The sequence below is a fragment of the Vibrio ostreicida genome (assembly GCF_013074385.2).
GTDB classification, from domain to species: Bacteria; Pseudomonadota; Gammaproteobacteria; order Enterobacterales; family Vibrionaceae; genus Vibrio; species Vibrio ostreicida.
This window is the reverse complement of record NZ_JABEYA020000001.1, coordinates 431855-451367: the sequence shown is the minus strand read 5'-3', so window position 1 is coordinate 451367 and position 19513 is coordinate 431855. Positions and strand designations below refer to the sequence as shown.

At 44.3% G+C, this 19513-nt stretch carries 21 protein-coding genes, 1 other RNA gene and 2 pseudogenes; 15 read left to right on the top strand and 9 right to left on the bottom strand.

Translation table 11 applies throughout. The features are described 5' to 3' along the window. Positions 1–845: 845 nt before the first annotated feature. Entirely contained in the window at positions 846–1352 is a 507-nt protein-coding gene (locus HLM86_RS02070; protein ID WP_367947041.1) for a DDE-type integrase/transposase/recombinase, read from the bottom strand. Between the two features lie 292 nt (positions 1353–1644). On the opposite strand from HLM86_RS02070, the gene HLM86_RS02065 reads away from it, so the two are divergent. The 10 genes and pseudogenes from HLM86_RS02065 to HLM86_RS02020 all read left to right on the top strand — a co-directional run bounded on the left by HLM86_RS02065 (position 1645) and on the right by HLM86_RS02020 (position 9630). After that, complete coding sequence (locus tag HLM86_RS02065; protein ID WP_170882083.1) at positions 1645–1797, top strand: hypothetical protein; 153 nt, start codon at positions 1645–1647, stop codon at positions 1795–1797. A 56-nt stretch (positions 1798–1853) separates the two neighbouring features. After that, positions 1854–3098 (top strand): YcaO-like family protein, encoded by a 1245-nt coding sequence (locus tag HLM86_RS02060; RefSeq protein ID WP_170882084.1) that lies wholly within the window; start codon positions 1854–1856, stop codon positions 3096–3098. Then, entirely contained in the window at positions 3088–3765 is a 678-nt protein-coding gene (locus HLM86_RS02055) for a TfuA-like protein (RefSeq protein ID WP_170882085.1), read from the top strand. Before HLM86_RS02060 ends, HLM86_RS02055 begins: the two co-directional genes overlap by 11 nt. Further along, the gene (locus HLM86_RS02050; RefSeq protein WP_170882086.1) at positions 3746–4486 is read left to right on the top strand and encodes a hypothetical protein; all 741 of its coding nucleotides are present in this window, start codon (positions 3746–3748) and stop codon (positions 4484–4486) included. The genes HLM86_RS02055 and HLM86_RS02050 overlap by 20 nt, the downstream gene beginning before the upstream one ends. Before the next feature lie 12 nt (positions 4487–4498). Beyond that, positions 4499–4765, top strand: a complete 267-nt coding sequence (locus HLM86_RS02045; protein ID WP_170882087.1) for a ubiquitin family protein — start codon at positions 4499–4501, stop codon at positions 4763–4765. Positions 4766–4767: 2 nt separating this feature from the next. Continuing rightward, the gene (locus HLM86_RS02040) at positions 4768–5868 is read left to right on the top strand and encodes a HesA/MoeB/ThiF family protein (protein ID WP_170882088.1); all 1101 of its coding nucleotides are present in this window, start codon (positions 4768–4770) and stop codon (positions 5866–5868) included. Further along, a complete protein-coding gene (locus HLM86_RS02035) occupies positions 5849–7132 on the top strand; it encodes an MFS transporter (RefSeq protein WP_170882089.1) in 1284 nt (427 codons plus the stop codon). The genes HLM86_RS02040 and HLM86_RS02035 overlap by 20 nt, the downstream gene beginning before the upstream one ends. Further along, positions 7129–8397, top strand: a complete 1269-nt coding sequence (locus HLM86_RS02030; protein ID WP_170882090.1) for a cupin-like domain-containing protein — start codon at positions 7129–7131, stop codon at positions 8395–8397. Before HLM86_RS02035 ends, HLM86_RS02030 begins: the two co-directional genes overlap by 4 nt. 233 nt (positions 8398–8630) lie before the next feature. Then, positions 8631–9250, top strand: a pseudogene (locus HLM86_RS02025) (ISAs1 family transposase). Positions 9251–9303: 53 nt separating this feature from the next. Further along, the gene (locus HLM86_RS02020) at positions 9304–9630 is read left to right on the top strand and encodes a hypothetical protein (protein WP_170882091.1); all 327 of its coding nucleotides are present in this window, start codon (positions 9304–9306) and stop codon (positions 9628–9630) included. A 199-nt stretch (positions 9631–9829) separates the two neighbouring features. On the opposite strand, the gene HLM86_RS20390 is transcribed toward HLM86_RS02020, so the two are convergent. After that, positions 9830–10066: a secretin GspD/PilQ domain-containing protein gene (locus HLM86_RS20390; protein ID WP_170882092.1), complete on the bottom strand. Its 237-nt coding sequence runs from the start codon at positions 10064–10066 to the stop codon at positions 9830–9832. Positions 10067–10457: 391 nt separating this feature from the next. Between HLM86_RS20390 and HLM86_RS02010 the strand changes: the two genes are divergently transcribed. Then, positions 10458–11318 carry an HDOD domain-containing protein gene (locus HLM86_RS02010; protein ID WP_170882093.1) on the top strand — a complete coding sequence of 287 codons (861 nt, stop codon included), beginning with the start codon at positions 10458–10460 and terminating at the stop codon, positions 11316–11318. Positions 11319–11354: 36 nt separating this feature from the next. On the opposite strand, the pseudogene HLM86_RS02005 reads toward HLM86_RS02010, so the two are convergent. The 5 genes and pseudogenes from HLM86_RS02005 to HLM86_RS01985 all read right to left on the bottom strand — a co-directional run. Further along, positions 11355–11628 (bottom strand): annotated as a pseudogene (locus HLM86_RS02005) (DEAD/DEAH box helicase family protein); the annotation flags it as partial. 260 nt (positions 11629–11888) lie between these two features. Continuing rightward, entirely contained in the window at positions 11889–12509 is a 621-nt protein-coding gene (locus tag HLM86_RS02000) for a LysE family translocator (protein ID WP_170882094.1), read from the bottom strand. Between the two features lie 78 nt (positions 12510–12587). After that, positions 12588–13388, bottom strand: a complete 801-nt coding sequence (locus tag HLM86_RS01995; protein WP_076585141.1) for a helix-turn-helix transcriptional regulator — start codon at positions 13386–13388, stop codon at positions 12588–12590. 206 nt (positions 13389–13594) lie between these two features. Continuing rightward, an RNA gene (gene ffs, locus HLM86_RS01990) (signal recognition particle sRNA small type) lies at positions 13595–13691 on the bottom strand. 198 nt (positions 13692–13889) lie between these two features. Continuing rightward, positions 13890–14630, bottom strand: coding sequence for a VP0952 family biofilm-associated protein (locus HLM86_RS01985; protein WP_076585143.1), 741 nt, complete (start codon positions 14628–14630; stop codon positions 13890–13892). Between the two features lie 50 nt (positions 14631–14680). On the opposite strand from HLM86_RS01985, the gene HLM86_RS01980 reads away from it, so the two are divergent. Then, positions 14681–14983, top strand: coding sequence for an MGMT family protein (locus HLM86_RS01980; RefSeq protein ID WP_076585145.1), 303 nt, complete (start codon positions 14681–14683; stop codon positions 14981–14983). A 100-nt stretch (positions 14984–15083) separates the two neighbouring features. Next, positions 15084–15944 (top strand): acyl-CoA thioesterase II, encoded by an 861-nt coding sequence (gene tesB, locus HLM86_RS01975; protein ID WP_076585147.1) that lies wholly within the window; start codon positions 15084–15086, stop codon positions 15942–15944. Positions 15945–16128: 184 nt separating this feature from the next. On the opposite strand, the gene HLM86_RS01970 is transcribed toward tesB, so the two are convergent. Next, on the bottom strand, positions 16129–16596 hold the full coding sequence (locus HLM86_RS01970; RefSeq protein WP_076585961.1) for an Lrp/AsnC family transcriptional regulator: 468 nt from the start codon (positions 16594–16596) through the stop codon (positions 16129–16131). Positions 16597–16719: 123 nt separating this feature from the next. On the opposite strand from HLM86_RS01970, the gene HLM86_RS01965 reads away from it, so the two are divergent. After that, a complete protein-coding gene (locus tag HLM86_RS01965; RefSeq protein ID WP_170882095.1) occupies positions 16720–17784 on the top strand; it encodes a PLP-dependent cysteine synthase family protein in 1065 nt (354 codons plus the stop codon). 54 nt (positions 17785–17838) lie between these two features. Here HLM86_RS01965 and HLM86_RS01960 read toward each other — a convergent pair whose 3' ends face one another. After that, positions 17839–18708, bottom strand: a complete 870-nt coding sequence (locus tag HLM86_RS01960; protein WP_076585151.1) for a Tim44 domain-containing protein — start codon at positions 18706–18708, stop codon at positions 17839–17841. 191 nt (positions 18709–18899) lie between these two features. Here HLM86_RS01960 and HLM86_RS01955 point away from each other — a divergent pair, with 191 nt between their 5' ends. After that, the gene (locus tag HLM86_RS01955) at positions 18900–19490 is read left to right on the top strand and encodes a TetR/AcrR family transcriptional regulator (RefSeq protein WP_076585153.1); all 591 of its coding nucleotides are present in this window, start codon (positions 18900–18902) and stop codon (positions 19488–19490) included. Positions 19491–19513 lie beyond the last annotated feature (23 nt).

Below are 19513 nucleotides of genomic sequence, written 5' to 3'. Positions count from 1 at the left end.
AGAGCGATACTTGATATTTGAATTCGAAGCTTATTGAATACTCATTCAGTCCCTAGCCCCAATCTAAAGATATCTAGTTGAATGAAGTTGAGTTGCTCTCCTCCTCCCGCTGAGTTTGATATTGATAGCAGCTAGGTATGAGGCTCTAACAGAACAAAAAAAGCCTAAAAAATAACTTAATTACTAATCAGTCAACCCAAAGGCGAATTAATGACGAAAAAGGCAACGTGGAGATAGGAAAATGAGTGAGTATTATTTAATTGCCAGCGCGGGCCCCTGCGCAGTGGTCGAGGTCAGCGATTTTAATGAACATTATATTGGTTTTAATAAGTGATTTAAGGACAGGCACCAATGCTTCCCCCCGCCCTCTGTAGTCCACGACTTGTTGTGAGCTCATTATATCGCTACCGTTTCGAGACGTTGCCGCAAATAAATTATCATTAACAACAAATTGACCCGGGCCTTCACCTATTTTTGTAACAGTGACAATATGACCAACACCTTTGCCAGCACGATTGAAGACTTTACCACTCAGCATTGATGATGAATTGAGATTGGTGTTTTCAAGATGAGTCACCGCTTCAGGCTCGGATAAAACTTTTATCTGTAAAGTGTCTTCTATTCCTCCTGGCTGTTCCAGATAATTATCCCATGACGTTTGTTGATCCGATAAAGGGGCTTCATAAGCGTCATACAGGTCATCAAGCCTTGCCCAATCTTGAGCGTTTCTAATAGGTTGGGACGCCCTGAGATCTCACTGATAAAGACTGAGGTGCCTGTCCTCGTAAGCTTCAGTAATGCTGAGTTCCAACGATGTGCTCCCTCACCATAGGCATCACGCTCTATCATGATTGCTTTTGCATTATCGAACAGCACTCTTTAGGCACGCCACCGAAGTATTCAAACGCCTCTTCAAGACCGTTAATCCAGTCTTCTTGACGCTCCGTACCAGTGAATCGAACGAAGATTGATCGACTGGAGCCAAGTGTCGCAACGAAGGCTTTGATGCGTCTACCGAAATGAGTGACGGTTGTGAAGTCGACTTGCATCTGTTCGCCTGGTTGAGTCTCGAAGCGAATAACTGGGTCGGAGGGTACACTTGGTTTGTATTGTCTGATGTGCTCTTTGAGCATGGTGATCCCACCGTCGTATACTCGAGCTTTTATATCACGAAGAAGCACGATTGCAGGGATCCAATACGGCTTCGCACCTTCAATTCGACGCTGCAAATAGTCGTGATACGGATGAAGTTTTGTTGGGTGTAATTGACGCTCGGCATAGACGGGCACTTTCTGCTTATCGCGAAGGTAAGTACGCACAGTATTCCTCGAAATGCCTAACTGCTTAGCAATGCGGCGAATGCTGAGACCTTGTTGATGTAGAAACGTGTATTTCCACTAGTTGCTCCTGATTGGTCATGATCCGCCGTTTCAATGAGGTTACGAGCGGATAGTTTGCCTCAGGTGGGTCATTTTTACATCGGCGCTGACACTCCACCTGATATTAAGAAATCTGCGAATTACCTTTCAACTTTATGGCGCGATCTTCTCCCCAACTATCAATATTAAACTTGATATATTTATTGATACTAAATTAAGTTTGTATGCGAAAACTCTCACACAACACCAACAAAAGGTAAACACAATGACAACAAAAGATAATCACCTCGAAAAAAATGAAGATTTTCAGGTCGTAGTATCAGAAGATTTAGTCGAAAGTTTTGAGTCGACTCTTTTTGATGATGGACTGATGTTGAGCGGATTTGTGATGCACGAAAGTAACAACGACGCAATGTAGTCCTAATTAGCTATGTGTAGGGGGCAGTTTCACTGCCCCTTAATTTCGGATGTGATATGACAAAACTAATTGGCCTAAGCTCTAGCTTGAGAACTCGTACTCCTGAAGAAACCTTAGAACTAGCATGCAAGACTGCTGATTGTTTAGGTATTACTCGTGTAGTAGACACTACGTGGTTGGATAAAATTGGGGTACCTGTTTTTTCAAGTATCCGCCCAAGAGCACAAAACAATTCTCTGTGTGTCAACGCAGGAAAAGGACTTCGTTCTATTGAAGCTAAAGTTGGAGCGTACATGGAAGCTATTGAGTTTGCTTTGGCAGAGTTTACTCCGAGTCGAGACCTTGACTGCCTCGTAGCCATGACCCCAAGAGAACTCAATGAACTTTACCAACCCTACTTTAAGTTTGTTGATTTTTGTCCGAACTATCAACTCATTATTGATGCTGACATACCAATATTCGCGCTCAAAGCCAAAGAGGTAATGAACGGTGGCGAAGTATTTATACCAGCAGAGTTAGTTTTCCATCCATTCAATGATAATAAACTAGCGACTATCTTTGGCACATCAACTAACGGCCTTTGTTCAGGAAACACTCTGGAGGAAGCAGCTATTCATGGTGTATTTGAAGTGATTGAGAGGGACATTCAGAGTTTTTATTTCATACAAGAAGAATCTTACTTAGTTGCTCATAGCACTTACCCACCAAATATTAAAGAGTTGTTATACAAATGCCAACAAGCGGGCCTCGATCTACAAATCAGGTACACACCAAATCGATACGGGTTAGCGTATATCATGGCGTTTCTTATAGAACCATCTTTGGAAGCTCCCATCGCAATCTCTACTGGGTATGGTACACACACTAGCGCCTCTATTGCTTCGGTCCGAGCTATAACTGAAGCTATCCAAAGTCGATTAAGCTACATACACGGTGGGCGAGACGATCTCATCGACCGCTACGACTATTTCGAACAACGTGATAAAGCAGTTGAATTGAGTGGCATGAAAACACTCCATCAAAGAGCTTATAATAAATCACGACAATGTGAATTTTCTTTTATACCTTCATTCGATGATTTGACTGATACCAAGTCTGTCACCACATTTATTCATCATTCACTAAGAAAAAACGGTATCAACCAATACTTCTTGTATGACCTATCTCAACCTGGAGATGAATTGCACGTATGTAAGATCGTCATTCCAACCTTGGAAGGATTCCAACCTAACTCTAAGGTTCGAGTTGGACCACGACTTAAACAAGCTATCTTAAGCAAGGTGAATGAACATGACTCATAAACCTATTATTTTCGTCGGACCCACAGCCTTTGGCTCAGTAGTTGACTTCAGTGACTTTGACGTTCGCCCTCCTGTAAAACGTGGTGATGTTGACAGGTTAATCAACAGCAAGAAAATCCCCGACAAAGTAGTCATCGTTGATGGAACATTTCACTCATACCCTTCTGTTGGTCACCGTGAACTTCTCCGCTTGATTGATTGGGGATGTCAAGTTATTGGGGGCTCCTCAATGGGCGCGATCAGGGCTACTGAGCTGAAGCGTTATGGTATGCAAGGTTTTGGGCAAATATATCAACGTTATTGCTCTGACCCAGATTTTGATGATGACGAAGTTACACTCATCCATGGATCGTCCGCGCCATTTATCCCAGTAAGCGAACCCATGGTACATATTAGGTCTGCCACGATTTCACTCCTAGCAGATAGTCACCTCTCACCCCAAAGAGCTGAACGAGCTACCCAGATAATGAAGCAACGCTGGTTTGGCGAACGAACGCTCGCCCTCTTTTCCGACACGCTCGCCAACGAAGGCGTTGAGAGCAGCACTATCCGTGAGTTATTGGAGAATTTTGACCGCTATCGTTTAAAGCGATTGGATTTAGAGAACTTTATTTCTAATCACTCGATGAAGCAAGGAGTCCAACCAAGTGCCGATCGACCTTTTTAACAAAACAGCGGGGTTACCCTTCCTCGACAAGACCTTCGAGCCTAGCTTCTTACTCTCACTGTTAGCCAAAAAACGCAAGCTATTGGATGAACGCCGTGGGCACAATGCTTTAACCTTTTCATCATACCTTATACCAAGCCAAGGCTGGAGAGTATTTAGAGAAAATGCCAGTTCAAACGTTGATCCGCTTCTCCATACTAACTTAAACAACGCGGAAAAAATCATGATTAACCAGCTAGAAATCGAGCTGATAGCAGAATTACCTGATTGGCGTACCTCTCTCTCTTTACCCATTCAAATTCTGCGTTTAGAGGAGGATCTATTGAGCTCTTCCGCCACATCCATTCCTCAGCATATGTTTCTTTCAGCACGAGCATTTGCGAATAGAGATGTGCTCTGTGAATGTTATATTCATGAACTGTCTCATTTGTGGCTAACGTGCTATGCAGAAATATTTGATTTCCAAGTAAAAAGCTTTCGACACCATACCTTGCCAACAGGAACAACAGGGAAAGACGCACGAGGGGTAGTCTATGCAGCATTTTTCGCCGCGTCTGTCCTGCAGTACCTTATAAACACATCTCGCCAAACTGCGCGAGCATCGGAACTTAGCCGCTACTTGTCAGGATGCCTGACAACGCTAACTGAGCACGAAAGTGAACTCAGTTCAACCGGTCGTCTATTGCATAAACGACTCATCGATTTTCAACAAACAATTTAATGGCAGCCCATTATGACCACGTTAACCTTTTCAACCGATCTGACAACGACACCTTTTGGCGTTAGTCTAGAGTATGATATCCACACAGTAGACGACTTAGTTGCAATCGTGAAAAAACACCCCAACATAAAAGTCGATAAAATCTTCGATACAGAAGGTCATCTCCATCACTTTTTAACCTTTTCCATTGACGGAAAAATTGTCCCAAGCAATGAACTCGCTGAAGGAGTCTCATCTCCTAAAGAAATAATGGTTTTTAATGCCATTGCCGGAGGTTAACTATGCGCGTCGGTGACTTTCAATTATTTGTCAGACAGATTTCGCTGTCTGGTTTTGGGATGAAAGGGCAAGCTCAGTTGCATAAAGCCTCGATATTGGTGGTTGGGGCCGGCGGGCTTGGGTGTCCAGTGTTACAATCGTTGTCCGCTATGGGGGTAGGCAACCTAGGAATTATCGACGGAGATGAAATCGAAGCCTCCAATCTGCACCGACAAATGCTGTACACACAGGAGAGAGTTGGTGAATACAAGGCAAACGTGGCCGCTGAAATCGTGGGCAAACTCGGAATAAAACCAAAGGTTGAGGTGTGGACCCGTTTTTTAGATGAAGCTTTAGCTCAAGAAGTTTTTCCTCATTATGACCTCATCATTGATGCAACAGACAACTTCGATTCAAAATATCTAATTGACGTGGTAGCGGCTCAGTTTGGTCTCCCCGTTTGTTATGCATCGGTTAATCAGTACGAGGGACAAATTGCACTGTTTGGGGCTGGGCATGATTGGCTCACCTACACTGACGCTTTTCCAAGCAGACTGCCGCAAACTTTCACCTCTTCATGCTCAGACTCTGGGGTATTAGGGGTGATTCCAGCAATTGTTGGAGCCTATCAAGCGTTGTTTGCAGTCTTGTATCTAACGGGGCAACATGACCATCTAAAAGACAAGATATTTTATCTGAATACGGCTATCCCGATACTACAGTCTGTTAGCATTTCAAAAAACAATAACCCAATTCCACCTCGAGTGGATAGCTCTGGGACGTTGACCTGCTCAACGCCCAGCGCTATCGAAATTAGACAACTGGCAAAGATAAACGGTAATGCCACCATTATTGATGTCCGAGAGCCTCATGAGAGAACCCTTCGATTTCGTAAATGCCATCACTACCCTTTAAAGAATCCATTGCAATGGCTTGAGAAACTAAATAACAACGAGACTTATATTTTTGTTTGTCAATCCGGAAAACGAAGTCTTGGCGTAGCGCAGGAAGCTCGAGTCAAAGGCCTCAATGCTTACAGCTACTTTGGAGGGATGAACCAAGCCCTCAAAATGGAAAAGTCAAAGTTAATGGAAATTATCGCCGATGACGCTGCTGATGCATAAAAGCTTCCTTTACTTTACGGTTAACAGCCTTTGCGTTTTGATGGCCGCAAGATTGAGCATCTTTTCAATTTCTTGGTGGATTGTAGAGCAGACTGGAAACGCATCTGAACTCGCTCAAATGATGGCTTTTGCTTTATTTATAGAGGTAGGATGCCGATTTTTATGTGCCAATCTAGGCGATCTGTTCAATAAAAAACTTATTGTCATTATCACTTCAGCCATTACCGGCCTTTCTTCTACAGCCCTTTATCTTGCCATATGCAATGATTTGCACATGGTGTTCACCTGGCTTGCTGTGATGACGATATCCATATGTAACGCAATACGATTACCAGTGAATGACAGTATATTAAAGCTGCTCGTCCCTGATTACTGCTTGTCACAAGCCATTTCGATCAATCAAACCGTAAAGACCTTTGGTAGCATGGGTATACCGATTATTTCTGGCGCTCTTATATCTTTAACTGGCGTCGAGTTTGGTCTACTCGTAGCAGTTATTGCTTCCTTTATATCTATTGCTTCCGTATCCAGTATCCCATATAAACATCAGCCTCAAGAGCCTTCTCAACGGACATTCATCTCCTTACACCGTAGTAGCTGGCATAACTTCCTTAGGATTTATCCAGAAGTCGTATTTGCGATTACGTGTGCACTACTCAATGGAGTAATGTTTACATTTTTTTCAGTGTTTGTACCGTTTCTCGCCAATTCAACTTCAAGTAATGGCGCTTGGATCATGGGGCTCCTCGATGGGGCATTTTCTTTAGGACTTTTTCTTGGGGCTATGTTCATTTTAAGAAAGAAAACAAACAAAAGCATTCCTGCGGCTCGAACGATAATCGGTTTTGCTGTGATGACCTTAATGTTCTTGATCGTTGCTCTCATCGTTCTTTACCAACAGTATATACCCAACATGATCACGATGCCTTTTGCGATTGCACTGCCTCTCGTCGCTAGTGGGACCTGTTTATTCCTCATAAACAATAGTATTTCGATCATTAGAATGAGAGCCTCTCCGCACTCTTCACTTGCTTCCATTATCGGTTTCTCTTCCTCAATTTCAGGAGGGTTAATCCCAATTAGCCTTCTCTTTGGCGGGAAAATAATAGACATCATGGGAATGGAAGCCTTCTGTTTCGTAACTGCTGGAGTAATGGCATTCGCTTCCCTAATTCTCGCTTTGAGTCCTCACATTCGCGCTATCACCTACCTAAAAGAATCTGAGCTATCCGACTTATACACGAAAAGGTATATCAACACATGAATCCGTCATCAACTACAATGCAATTTTGGGATAGATTTATACACACCCAAGCAGCAGAATCTACTCCTATGCTAATTAAAGCTGGTGAAATACCGGAAGTGTTCAACCAAGACGAGTTATTTGGCATTCTCAAGGGCATGATTGAAAGTGGCGATATGTCTGTCAACTGCGATGGAGCCCTTGTCAGCGAGGGGATCCAACTGCCGACCATTCCGAACTCGGTGGAGAGGTATGTCGAGTTTCTCGAGGGCTTTAAAGCCCTCAACCATTGTAAACATATGACGTTTACGCGTGATGGATGTCAACGCTTTGACCCAAGTATTTTATCGGCCGCATACCATTTTCTTTCCCCTTATATCAAGGCCAAAGGGGTACCCTCAAAAGGGATTAATGCCGTATTTATTGGTGGAGATTATCAAGAAACTTGGATCGGTCTACACAACGATTACTGTCAGACATTTTTATTTCCAGTCCTCGGTAAAAAGAAGATGTATATGTGGCACCCAGACTACTTTTCCAATATTGAAGAATTGATGTACGAGGGATTTAATGGCACATGTTTGGGGAAGATAAATATTACCCAGTACAAAAAAGATGCGTTGATATTCGATATGGAAGCTGGAGATTTACTTTACATCCCACCGCATTGGTGGCATTACAACTTATTAGACCAATCACAGCCTACCATCACAATTTCCTTGGGGCTATTCACACATAACGATGACATTGACTACATAAAAACTGTGTTGAACACTCTCGAGAAAAAGACCACTGAGACAGAGTGTTCATCGTACTTTTTCAATGAGAAAGTTAACTCCGAGAGAATTATTGATAACTTTGAACAAGAGTTTGGTCCAACTTTAGAAAAGTTACGTAATAGCCTATTATGTGACTATGTCCACAAGCACTCTTTTAAAGGGTTTGTAGCAGTTGAACAATACTTAGCAGAAGTAACAGATAGCAACACCGCATACCGATTACCTAGTTACTGCACCATTTGTTACCAAAAACAGGAAAACAACGATATTCTTCTCTTTCTCTCAGGAAAACAATATCGATTCCCTTATTGCGAAACCACACTAAAAACACTCGAAACTCTTAACTGTGGACAGCCAGTAACTTTTGATGAACGAAGCCAAGACTTATATTCAATATTAAAACAACACCGAAGACTCGCACCAGCGATGAATGAAGTAACTGCTGAGAAAGCAACTGAATTTGGGAATTTTCAATGCTCAGGTGATAAAAATTATCCGAAGCCTTGAACTTATTTGAGTCTTAGAAAACTAATTGGTAAAGGCTTCAAGCATGTGAATCCTTTCTTTTAGACTAAATTTAGGACACGTGAGACTTTAGTCTAGTATGGACTTTGTTACGTAATTCGAACAGAAACCAAGCATCCTAAAGTTGAATGAACACACTGAGTTTCAGAAGCTTGTTTAGCACTTTTTTAGCCACTATGATCTAACAGGCCCAAACCCACAAATCGGTACCAACTTTGAGCCTCATAGAACACCTTTCGGTTGTCGAAGATACGCGGTCATCCATCAATCAAAAGCATGATTTCGTTGACATTATTTTCCTTGTCATTAGCGCCATAACTGCTGGTAGCGAGGGCTGGCAAGATATTGAAACCTATGGCGAACATAAACTTGAATGGCTTAGAAAATATCGACCATTCGCTCACGGTATCCCTCGTCGGCACACTATAGCAAGAATATTACGTTCCGTTGTCGCGAGTCTTTACTCGAAGCGCTCGCATTGTGGATTAATGAGCAAAGAGAAAATCAGAGTAAACCCGTGATCGCTTTCGATGGAAAAGTCCTACGCGGCTCTTATCGTTCTAACCCCAAAACGGCACTACAACTGGTCACTGCCTACGATACAGAGCGTGGTCTTGTTCTCAGCCAGAAACCGACAGAAACAAAGAATGTTGTTTTTAAAGAAGACAGTTCACGAATCTGTTTAGAGGGAGCGGTGGAAAATATTGCTTTGTTTAGACGCTTTGTGATGAACATGCTCAAGCAATGTGAGTGCGGTGCTCCGAGCCAAAGACAAAAACTAAAAAAAGCGGGTTGGTGTGACGATTACAGAGCACAAGTATTCTTTGGGTTATAAATTAATCAAAGTATGCTCGCACCCTGATTCATAACTAAAGTAGACTTTAAACTATGAGTGTATTAATTAGATGCGTTTTTCTTGCTATTCCTCTGTTCTTTTTAGGTTTGGCTTGGCTCGGTGTTATCTTGGGAATAGATTTAATCCCTGATGGCTTTTTACGTGATGATACATTCGAATATAGCGGAGATGGAAAAAAGCCAACTGGGCTTGTATCTCAAAGCTGGTTTAATTCAATATCTCTTGTGGCTATGGTTCCCGGTTTTTTTGTTGGCTTTATATACACAGTCTACAAAAAACTTTGGCGGTGGTTTTGGGCTTACATGATTATCGGTGGTTTGCCCGTTGGTATTTTTTCTATCGCAGTGTATCTTGGGTGATTTAACTCAAGTTCTTTAATCCGCACCGAAACCAATCTTTTTTCTAGTGCGATTTGACTCATCGCAATCGCTCTTCGCAGCAACTTTGCAATACCTGTGATTATTGGTAGTTTGCTAATTTAGCAACTGTTGTAACGCACTTTTGTCCAAAAACAAGCCAGAGAACCGCATCAACATCATAACTAAAGCTACGTCGTCTTTATAACAATACGCAGCTCTTTGTCGACACGTTCGGAGCGAAAGAGAGCACCCCACATGACAGCTGGATTTGTTGTATCGTTTTTCCGCCGTCGGTGACTTCGGTCGCGGTCAGAAAGGGCACGTTCTGACCGACCGTGACGTCACCGCGTTCACGATCCATCACCAGAATAGTCGGGCGAGAGAGCAACTCGGTGTTTTCGTTTATCTTGATGGCATTTGACCAAGGCGTTAACATCCCCAGACTGAGGTGCCTGTCCTCGTAAGCTTAAGCTCGCTCGTAAGCTCGTAAGCTTTCTTTTTCCATACCGAGAGGTTTTTTGTACTTATTCGAGTCTTAACTACCCTTAGAGGAATGGATACGTTTTATTAGTCGGGAACGTATTCGTTTTATGAGGTGAAAGCCATGGTATCTGACGTTCATCCAAGGCTTTTTCTCTGCATGTATCATGATGTTGTGTCGGGCAACACCAAACTGCCATACGGGGGCGAATGTTATTCATCTTTGCGAAGTCCAAAATTATTTAAGACTTTTTGATGAACAAACTCTGCATTCAATAACAACTTAGCACTAATTGCGCTACGTTTGTCGCTGTCATTGAGCGCAGCCCAACATTAGGGAAGACAAGATGATTGATATTGATGAAGAGAAAATAGCATCGGTGGTATCTAGTTTTCAGGTGCCGGCGAAGCCTACAGTATTGTCCGAGTTGCAGGAGATCATGGGGGAACCAGAGCCCGACATCAGTCTTGTCGCCGACCTAATTTCCAGTGACATTGGACTTTCATCTGCCATATTGAAGGTAATTAATTCGCCATACTATGGTTTGGGTAGAACGATATCTGAGATAAAACAGGCCGTCATGATTATCGGGCTTACCACAATTAATAGCCTCGTGACCTCTTTACTACTTAAATCAGCCCTTCAGGGAAAAGCCTCGATTTCATTGGAACGTTTTTGGGATGACTCTTTAGATGTTGCCAATGCCATGCTGTTTATTGGCGATAGAATTAAAGACAAAGTACCTATTGATACGCTCTATACCGTAGGTTTGCTGCATAATTGTGGCATTCCTTTGTTGGCTTTACGGTTTGACGACTACAAAGAAGTATTGATCGAAGCAAATCACAAAGGCTGTAACTCCGTTGTGTTAGAAGAAGAAAAATACAATACAAATCATGCGGTTCTAGGCTATTTTATTGCTAATTCTTGGCATTTACCTAAAGCATTGTGCGAAATCATTTTACAGCACCACAATACGCATTTCTTCGAGACTACTTTGGGCATTGAAGCCCAACTGACATTAGCGATACTCAAAGTGGCAGAAAATTTCGTTGAGCGTGCTAAGCGTCATAATGATTCCCCTGATTGGCAAGAGATGGAGCTAGGCGTTTCTGAGGTACTCGGGTTATCCACGGTAGATTTTAAGGAATTGGAAGACGACTATGATGACTTATATACACAAGCCAATAGCGACAGAGAGCTTTAGGCAACACTTTGTTGGTTGGTTAGCTGCACGTCATTCAAGATGAACTTCAAAAGCAGGATCGACGTTACGGCCTGTAATCTTAGTCATTGCCGTACCAAAAGGCTGAAAATCATTCGTTTTGGTTTGATCGACAAGAATGTTTCGGTCAGCTAAGAACAGAATTCGTTTCTTAGCCTTCGCTTTCCAGAGGCGCCAGATGATTTGGAATGCGGTATCGGTTTTACCTGTGCCAAAGCTCTTCGGGAGATGGGAAATCCTCTAAGCGAATCTCTGATTCTAGTTGAGTGGGGTTAGTTACATCTCTAAAGATAACGATCAGACTGAGGTGCCTGTCCTCGTAAGCTGTTAAGCTGGACTGTCCTCGTAAGCTGCTCGTAAGCTGTCCTCGTAAGCTGCTCGTAAGCTTCTCGTAAGCTTCAGCTTCTAGAGAGGAAAGGGTCAGCCTCACCGCCCTTCCCTGCTTGCTTTTTGGACTCAAAATCCAACGTATTGGGGCACGAATAAAAGCTCAGAGCCAATAAGGAAGTATGATGCGATAAATAGCCTGCAACTCATCATCACCACGTTGGCCTAAATAAAAGACTGTAACATCGGATGATCAATCACTAACCAGACACTCACAAAAATTAAGCTACCAGCATAAAACCCATTCAATGATCGCTCGTACCAAGGGTTATTCGATATTCTGGACAACAATTCCCCTAACGCCACCCAAATGAAATGTGTCGATATGTTCAATATCGCCAACCAAACAATCAAAACAGCAACCCCATAGTCGCCAAAGGTTACTCGTGATGGTTCTGAAAAAAGCGTGAACATCAAAAACACCATAAGCCAGCCTTTACTGTTCAACAATTGAATAATCAAGCCATCAGTAAAGCTGAACTTCTTGGAATCACCTTCAATATTTGAACGGTTTGCATATAAAAAGGTCACGGCCAGATAAAGTAAATAGGCCGAACCGAGTAACTGCATCACATTCATTATACTTGGATGCGACTGAGCCAGCTCACCAAGCCCATAGCCGATGATAATAGACTTAATCAGAAAAATGCTGTCGACCCCGACAAGCAATGCCATAGAACGCTTCAATCCAAACTTTGCACCAGAAGCCGCAAACACTATGTTTGCAGGCCCTGGGCTGAACACTAACGGAAACATTACCCCTAACCACGTCAAAAATAGACTCATATTTCATCTCCTTGATAATAGAGAGACAACATTAATCAAATTCGGTTGGACGGTCTTGTACAAAATTGAAGGCAGATGTTAGCAAGACTGGTAACGAGAAGGAGAAACCCCGCACACTCTTTTAAAATTTCTCGTTAGATGGCTTTGATCATAGAAGCCACAAGCTAAAGCAACATCCACACAACTCCAACCTTTGGAGAGTAATGCTTTCGCCTGCTTGACTTTAACAAGCAACAAATACTGATGGGGTGTGACACCGAACACCGCCTTAAAACTTTTGATCAATTGAAATTTTGAACACCCCGATACCTGCTCAAGATCGCCCAACGATGGGTTGGCATCAAAATGATCACGAAGATAGTCTCTTGCCAAATAACTGCTTTTGTTACACGACGGTTGTACTGGCGGTTCATTGATAGACCCATACCGCGTAAAGAGCTTTTCAAGGGCAGAGATATAGAAAGATTCTTTGCTCAACTCCAAAGCAGGAGATTCTAGTGACACATGCAATTGAAGCAATGCATCAAATACGGAATGATCATCAATGACAGGCTGTTCGATAATGGGATTAAAGGGCACACCATGATGGGTAAATTGTTCAATCAGTGCATCGACATCAAAATAAAACATTCGATACTGCCATCCACCAAACACACCTGCGGATCCTGTATGTATCTCAGCGGGATTGATCGCGATAATCTGCCGCTGTGGAACAATAAGATGACTGCCACGATAAAAAAGCCCTTCGGCGCCCTGTTCAATCAAGCCTATGGCAAGCTCATCATGCCAATGTTTAGCAAACTCAAATTTCGTATACTGGGCGGAAAGCAGCTCAACCCCAGAGAAGGTGCGATTACGCCAAATTTTAGCTTGTTCCATGCTCATTCCCTGAAACGTTATCCTATCGGCCTAGAAAGCTGACTGTTTTTTATTCAAGACTCAATGCGAGTTGAAAAGCGGTTAAATTTAGACAGAGTAGTTGAGCGACAATGTGCTTTAAGCTGATTTGGTCATGCTCTTATGGAGGCTGGTTTGATGGATTTTTTGGGAGGGGAATAGGCAAAAGAAGAACTGTCGAAGGGTGGAAGCCCCAGCCACATCCCGGCACACAAGTCGCTCGCTGCGGCTGCTTCCTTCCGGACCTGACCGAGTTCACGAGTTATTGTTGCGGGAGGACCAGGGCCTCCATAGATTCTTTTTCCTTAGCAGGGCTAAGGAGTGGGAGGATTATCAATCATCCCCGCAGGTAATTCAAGGAGAAATCTCAATAAAACCGACAAGAGACGTTCAAGTGCTTAGTCGTTAACCACAATCGACACCATGACACCCTCTTTACAAGTGAGAAGAGCTCTACACCTAGCAAATACTGGCTCACTGAGATTAGATGTCGGCGCCTTCATCAGTACTGCGCAGAATATAGTCCGTCATCCAAGCCGTTCCTAATAAGCAAATCCACGCCGCAAATACTGGGCTTGGCACTTCGGTTCTCGGGCTAACCACCAACGCAGCAAACCCTACCGTCGGCAATGTCCAGCACAGTAATGAGGCCCACTCAAAAGAGGTTAACTTCGCCAGATAATCGATAGAGGCGGCCATACCAGTGAGGCAAAGTGCGAGTAAAGCCGCGTATGGCTGCCCAGAAAGCCACAATGGCAAGATCAAAAGTAATGCCCACCAGCCTCGCGCGTTACTTGGCTGAAAATACCGAACGGCACACCACACAATCCCGACAGACAGCGCCTGAACGCCTGTTGCCAAAGGCGTTCCGCCCAGTTTACCACCCGATTGTGTCACCATAATACCAACCAATAGGGTCACCACGACCAAGAGCGTCGTCACCTTGACCCCGAGAGTACTTTTGTCAGAGAACACGACCATGAGCAGAGGAAATAAAATCCACTGACTCACAGACAGAGAAATCGGTTGGGCTGGCAGCATCCAGCCATATAAGACCAGCCCGGTGATCAGTACTAACCCCGCATAACCAACCTGCGGAAATACCCACAGCGCGGGAATAACGAGCGCCAACACAGAAATTTCGCCCTGACTCAGGCCAATCGCATACGCACACAACACCGCAAACAAGGTTGCGACTAAGAACTGAAAAGTAGAAAATACCATGCCCTCTCCTTATCCCTTCCATGGAAAAAACGAACTAGGACAACAGCATTATGGACGAGTTTTTAGTGCAAATCTTTGCGGTGATTCACCAAATTCCATATGGCAGAGTCACCACCTACGGTGAGGTGGCAAAGTTGGCGGGGTTTCCTGGATACGCACGTCACGTCGGAAAAGCGCTTGGCCAACTGCCGAAAGGGTCAACATTGCCTTGGTTTCGAGTCATTAATAGTCAAGGCAGGATTTCACTTAAAGGCGAAGATTTGGCCAGACAAAGAACACAGCTACGAGCAGAAGGCATCGACGTTACCGACGACGGCAAGGTCCGCCTTAGTCTCTACAAATGGCAACCCTAACGCTGCGGCTATTTTTAAGGCTGAATGCTCAAAGCGCTGTTTAACTTATCAATATATGCTTAGAATAGAAGTATATTGATTGTTTTGTTAAAGGTGTCGCATGAGCAAGCCTCTCGATGAATTGCTAGAACTATTGCAACTTGAAAAACTCGAAGAAGGACTATTTAGAGGGCAAAGCGAGAATCTGGGCCTGCCTCAAGTCTATGGGGGACAAGTGATCGGTCAAGCCTTGTCTGGGGCTCGATACACGGTCGCAGAAGATAGAACCGTCCACTCTTTTCATAGCTACTTTTTATACCCGGGCGATCCGGAAAAACCCATCATCTATGACGTAGAAAACCTACGTGATGGTCGCAGTTTTAGTACCCGAAGGGTAAAGGCAATGCAAAATGGCCGACCTATTTTTTATTTGACGGCCTCTTATCACGGTGAAGCACCCGGGTTTGAGCACCAGACCACCATGCCGACTATCTCTGGTCCTGAGAACTACGTCTCCGAATCCGATTTGGCTAACCGCATTGCCGAGTTTTTGCCTGAAAAAATCAAAAATGCGTTTTGTGGTGAGAAACCCATAGAAACCCGACCGGTAACGGTAGTTAACCCGTTACAACCACACAAAACGGAACCCAAGCAATATTTGTGGATCAAAGCCAATGGCGCTTTGCCAGACAACCAGCTTATACATCAGTACCTGCTGGGTTACGCTTCAGACTGGGGGTTTCTGGTCACCGCGTTACATCCTCATGGCGTGTCACTGATGACGCCAAACTTTCAGGTCGCCACCATTGACCACTCTATTTGGTTCCACCGCCCATTCAAGATGGATGACTGGCTGCTGTATGCCATTGAGAGCCCAACCGCGAGCAACACCCGTGGCCTAGTCAGGGGTGAAATCTACAATCGTCAGGGCCATTTGGTCGCGTCTGCGGTGCAAGAAGGGGTGATGCGATTCACAAAATAGCAGCGCACCCAGAGTGATATGAGTCGATCGCACCCTCAACAGGTAGCGGCTATTTTGCGCGGGGTAGTAAGGATACAACGCCCAATCATTTCTTCCTTGGTTGGGAATAACGCTGATCTCAAACCGCTCGGCCAACCACCACAACACTGATTCCCCTTACCCACTTCAACTTGGCGAGGCATTTTTATGTCTCACTGATGGGTAATGCTGTGGTGTATTTTAATGGTTCCATCGCAAACGTTGACGTCACGTTTGATATCCCTTCCACTGAATTGACCAATTTTTTGTAAAAACCATCAAAACACGGCATATCTTTGACAAGCACTTTCATCATGTAATCGTATTCACCCGCCATGCGATAAAATTCCATGACTTCAGGAAACTGGCAAGCCGTCGACACAAACCGACTGTACCATTCATGGGAATGGTCAGACGTTTTAACCAACACAAAGGCGGTGAATGAAAGCTCCAGCTTCTCAGGGTTAAGCAACGCGACTCTTTTTTCTATCACCCCCGATTCTTCAAGTTTCTTGAGACGCTTCCAACATGGGGTTGTGGTCAGATTGACCGCGTCCGCAAGTTCATTCAATGACAAGGTACTGTCTTGCTGCAATAAGGCGAGCATTTTTCGATCAACTTTATCCAGTTCCATATTCATAACAGGCCGTTGGGAGAATAATTTTCTCCAAATAAAACAAATTATAGGTAAATTAGCAAAGCATTTCTCCTAATATAAGGATAGATTATTGTCATCATGAGGATAAGGAGACACACAATGTGTACAGACCATAACTGGATTAATAACGCCATTCGCAAAATAGACGCTGATTTCCAACGCTCTGCGGATACTCACCTGATCAAACTGGATCTACCCAGTGTGGCTGGCATTGATATCTATTTAAAAGATGAGAGTACTCACCCAACGGGATCACTGAAGCACCGTCTTGCTCGCTCTTTATTCCTCTATGCGATTTGTAATGGTTGGGTCGGCCCGGAAACCACCATTATTGAGTCGTCTTCTGGCAGCACCGCAGTGTCGGAGGCCTACTTTGCTAGGCTGCTGGGTTTGCCCTTTATTGCCGTCATGCCCAAAAGCACCGCCGCAAAAAAAATTGAACAAATTGAATTTTATGGCGGGCAGGCTCACCTCGTGGATCGCTCCGACCAAATCTACGCGGAGTCAAACCGGCTGGCCAAAGAACTTAACGGTCACTACATGGATCAGTTTACCTACGCAGAACGCGCGACTGACTGGCGCGGCAATAATAACATCGCGAACTCCATTTTTAGCCAAATGACGCTCGAAGATAACCCAATCCCGACGTGGATTGTCATGAGTCCTGGCACCGGTGGTACTTCTGCAACCATCGGTCGTTTTATTCGTTATCAGCAGCACAGTACGAGGCTGTGTGTGGTTGATCCACAAAACTCGGTCTTCCACGAGTTCTATAAAACGGGTAATGCTGATCTGACAGGCGCCACAGGCAGCAAAATAGAAGGCATCGGCCGACCTCGCGTTGAACCGAGTTTTATTCCGGGTGTCATTGATGAGATGCGAACCATTGCCGATGCTGCCTCGGTCGCAACCGCACATTGGTTAGAGAGCATCCTAGGGCGGAAAGTGGGGGCTTCAACGGGCACCAACCTTTATGGAGTGCTGCAACTGGCCAGTGAGATGAAAGCGAGAGGTGAGACTGGCTCGATCGTCACTTTGCTGTGTGACAGTGGTGAACGCTATTTAGATACTTACTACAGCAGTGAATGGGTAGCGAAAAACATCGGTGATCTGCAGCCCTATTTCAGTAAGCTTGAGCAGTTTACAACCACGGGCCAAATATAAAAAAAGCGCCGCTTCCTAACGAAGCGGCGCTGTTTAGTATCGGTTTATTGAAGCTTAACCCTGAATACCCACGATCAGCCAAGGCGCATTCGCTGCCGTCAAATCACGCTCCAGATGCCAGATATCTTCAATGTCTTCCTCAACATTTTCGGCGCTGTCACGATAACGACCACTAAACTGTAGGCTAAGCTGAGCCGTTTTTTCATCATGATCAGCACGCACAATTTCCGCATCAACGTACATCACATCAGTGTGCTGTTCGCCTTGCAGCTTAGCACGCTCTTGCTTCAAGTCTTCAAATAAGCTCGCAGAGACATACTCTTGAATCGTATCAAGTTGGTCATGATTCCAAGCACCCTGAAGAATGCGGTAATGCTCACGAGCACCATTGATGAATGCCGTTTGATCAAACCCTGAAGGAAAGTTAAGAGGAACGTCAGTTTGCGTACCAAAACCACCCTGACTTCCTGTTTGAGTCTGCTCAAAGTTGTGCACATTGGGTTGTTCAAACTTTGGTGCAGAGCCGCCAAAAGCAGGCTGCTGCCTTTGCTGATTGAGACTACCCTGCTTAGAGGCCAGTACGCCTTTCATCACCTTAAAGAGCACAAACGCAATGGCACCCATGATCAGGATATCCATAAACTGGATCCCTTCAAACGCACCACCAAAGAACGCCGCTAACAGACCACCTGCCAACAGACCGCCCAGCAAACCACCCATCAGGCCCTTTTTACTCGAGCTTGCACTTTTCGCGCCTTGCTCTTTGCCAACCGTATTCGTGTTTTGCTGTTTCTGTTTTGGCGCGGGGGCCGTTTTGAAGCTTTTACCAAATGATTTGCCACCGCCAAACTTCTTCGCTTCCGCGATCGGCGTGATAGCAACCGAGACCATGATTAAAGCAACGAGGGAAAAAAGTCGTTTCATGTTTTTCCTTAAGATTTCCTGTACAGGTAAAATTTCTACTTATAACGACATACTAGCCTGTGTCATTGCACAATGAAACACCATTAGAAGGAATACATGTATCAAAGTATTGCAAATCTGTACTGAGTCAGTTGCGCTTAGCGCCTTGCCTCATTAGAATATTGAACGTTGTTCATTTTTGAAATTTTATCATGGCCCGTAGAAACGATCACACGCGTGAAGAGCTGATTGCTCTCACATTAGAGACAGTAAAACAATTTCTTAACGAAAATTCTTATCACGAGTTAAGTTTACGCAAAGTCGCCAATATGATTGGCTACGTACCCAGCACATTAGTGAATGTCTTTGGGAACTATAATTTGCTGTTACTTCATGCCGTAGCGCAAACCTTAGATGAATTGGCAGAAGAAGCAAAAAGGGTTGTTTCTCAAAGTCACAATACGAAAACCGCCTTATATGAGCTCGCCTACTGCTACCATGATTTTGCCCAACGTTCCCCCCATCGGTGGCAGCTCATCTTTGAGCACAATATGAATGGCGAGACCCTGCCAGAATGGCAAGCCGAGCGTATTAACAACATGACGAGTATGCTTGAACAATTGCTTCAGGCGACAGCGCCGCAGCGTTCCACAGCTGAGGTTCTGCAAGCCAGTCGAGTACTCTGGTCTGGGGTCCATGGTATTACTTTACTCAGTGTCGATGACAAGTTCTTCGCCGCAGAACCCATCGATGGCAAAGAGTTGATCAATAATCTAATAACAAACTATTTAACCAATTGGTAATCCTGCTCATCGAATCCTAAAGG

What these genes read in the sequence shown, in the direction of transcription:
- HLM86_RS01970 (WP_076585961.1), bottom strand. Translation starts at nt 16,596, where the DNA reads ATGGAACTGGATAAAGTTGATCGAAAAATGCTCGCCTTATTGCAGCAA.
- HLM86_RS02020 (WP_170882091.1), top strand. Translation starts at nt 9,304, where the DNA reads ATGAGTGTATTAATTAGATGCGTTTTTCTTGCTATTCCTCTGTTCTTT.
- HLM86_RS02030 (WP_170882090.1), top strand. Translation starts at nt 7,129, where the DNA reads ATGAATCCGTCATCAACTACAATGCAATTTTGGGATAGATTTATACAC.
- HLM86_RS02040 (WP_170882088.1), top strand. Translation starts at nt 4,768, where the DNA reads ATGCGCGTCGGTGACTTTCAATTATTTGTCAGACAGATTTCGCTGTCT.
- HLM86_RS01985 (WP_076585143.1), bottom strand. Translation starts at nt 14,630, where the DNA reads ATGGTATTTTCTACTTTTCAGTTCTTAGTCGCAACCTTGTTTGCGGTG.
- HLM86_RS01965 (WP_170882095.1), top strand. Translation starts at nt 16,720, where the DNA reads ATGTGTACAGACCATAACTGGATTAATAACGCCATTCGCAAAATAGAC.
- HLM86_RS02055 (WP_170882085.1), top strand. Translation starts at nt 3,088, where the DNA reads ATGACTCATAAACCTATTATTTTCGTCGGACCCACAGCCTTTGGCTCA.
- HLM86_RS02045 (WP_170882087.1), top strand. Translation starts at nt 4,499, where the DNA reads ATGACCACGTTAACCTTTTCAACCGATCTGACAACGACACCTTTTGGC.
- HLM86_RS20390 (WP_170882092.1), bottom strand. Translation starts at nt 10,066, where the DNA reads ATGTTAACGCCTTGGTCAAATGCCATCAAGATAAACGAAAACACCGAG.
- HLM86_RS02060 (WP_170882084.1), top strand. Translation starts at nt 1,854, where the DNA reads ATGACAAAACTAATTGGCCTAAGCTCTAGCTTGAGAACTCGTACTCCT.
- HLM86_RS02065 (WP_170882083.1), top strand. Translation starts at nt 1,645, where the DNA reads ATGACAACAAAAGATAATCACCTCGAAAAAAATGAAGATTTTCAGGTC.
- tesB (WP_076585147.1), top strand. Translation starts at nt 15,084, where the DNA reads ATGAGCAAGCCTCTCGATGAATTGCTAGAACTATTGCAACTTGAAAAA.
- HLM86_RS02035 (WP_170882089.1), top strand. Translation starts at nt 5,849, where the DNA reads ATGACGCTGCTGATGCATAAAAGCTTCCTTTACTTTACGGTTAACAGC.
- HLM86_RS01980 (WP_076585145.1), top strand. Translation starts at nt 14,681, where the DNA reads ATGGACGAGTTTTTAGTGCAAATCTTTGCGGTGATTCACCAAATTCCA.
- HLM86_RS01960 (WP_076585151.1), bottom strand. Translation starts at nt 18,708, where the DNA reads ATGAAACGACTTTTTTCCCTCGTTGCTTTAATCATGGTCTCGGTTGCT.
- HLM86_RS02010 (WP_170882093.1), top strand. Translation starts at nt 10,458, where the DNA reads ATGATTGATATTGATGAAGAGAAAATAGCATCGGTGGTATCTAGTTTT.
- HLM86_RS01955 (WP_076585153.1), top strand. Translation starts at nt 18,900, where the DNA reads ATGGCCCGTAGAAACGATCACACGCGTGAAGAGCTGATTGCTCTCACA.
- HLM86_RS01995 (WP_076585141.1), bottom strand. Translation starts at nt 13,388, where the DNA reads ATGGAACAAGCTAAAATTTGGCGTAATCGCACCTTCTCTGGGGTTGAG.
- HLM86_RS02000 (WP_170882094.1), bottom strand. Translation starts at nt 12,509, where the DNA reads ATGAGTCTATTTTTGACGTGGTTAGGGGTAATGTTTCCGTTAGTGTTC.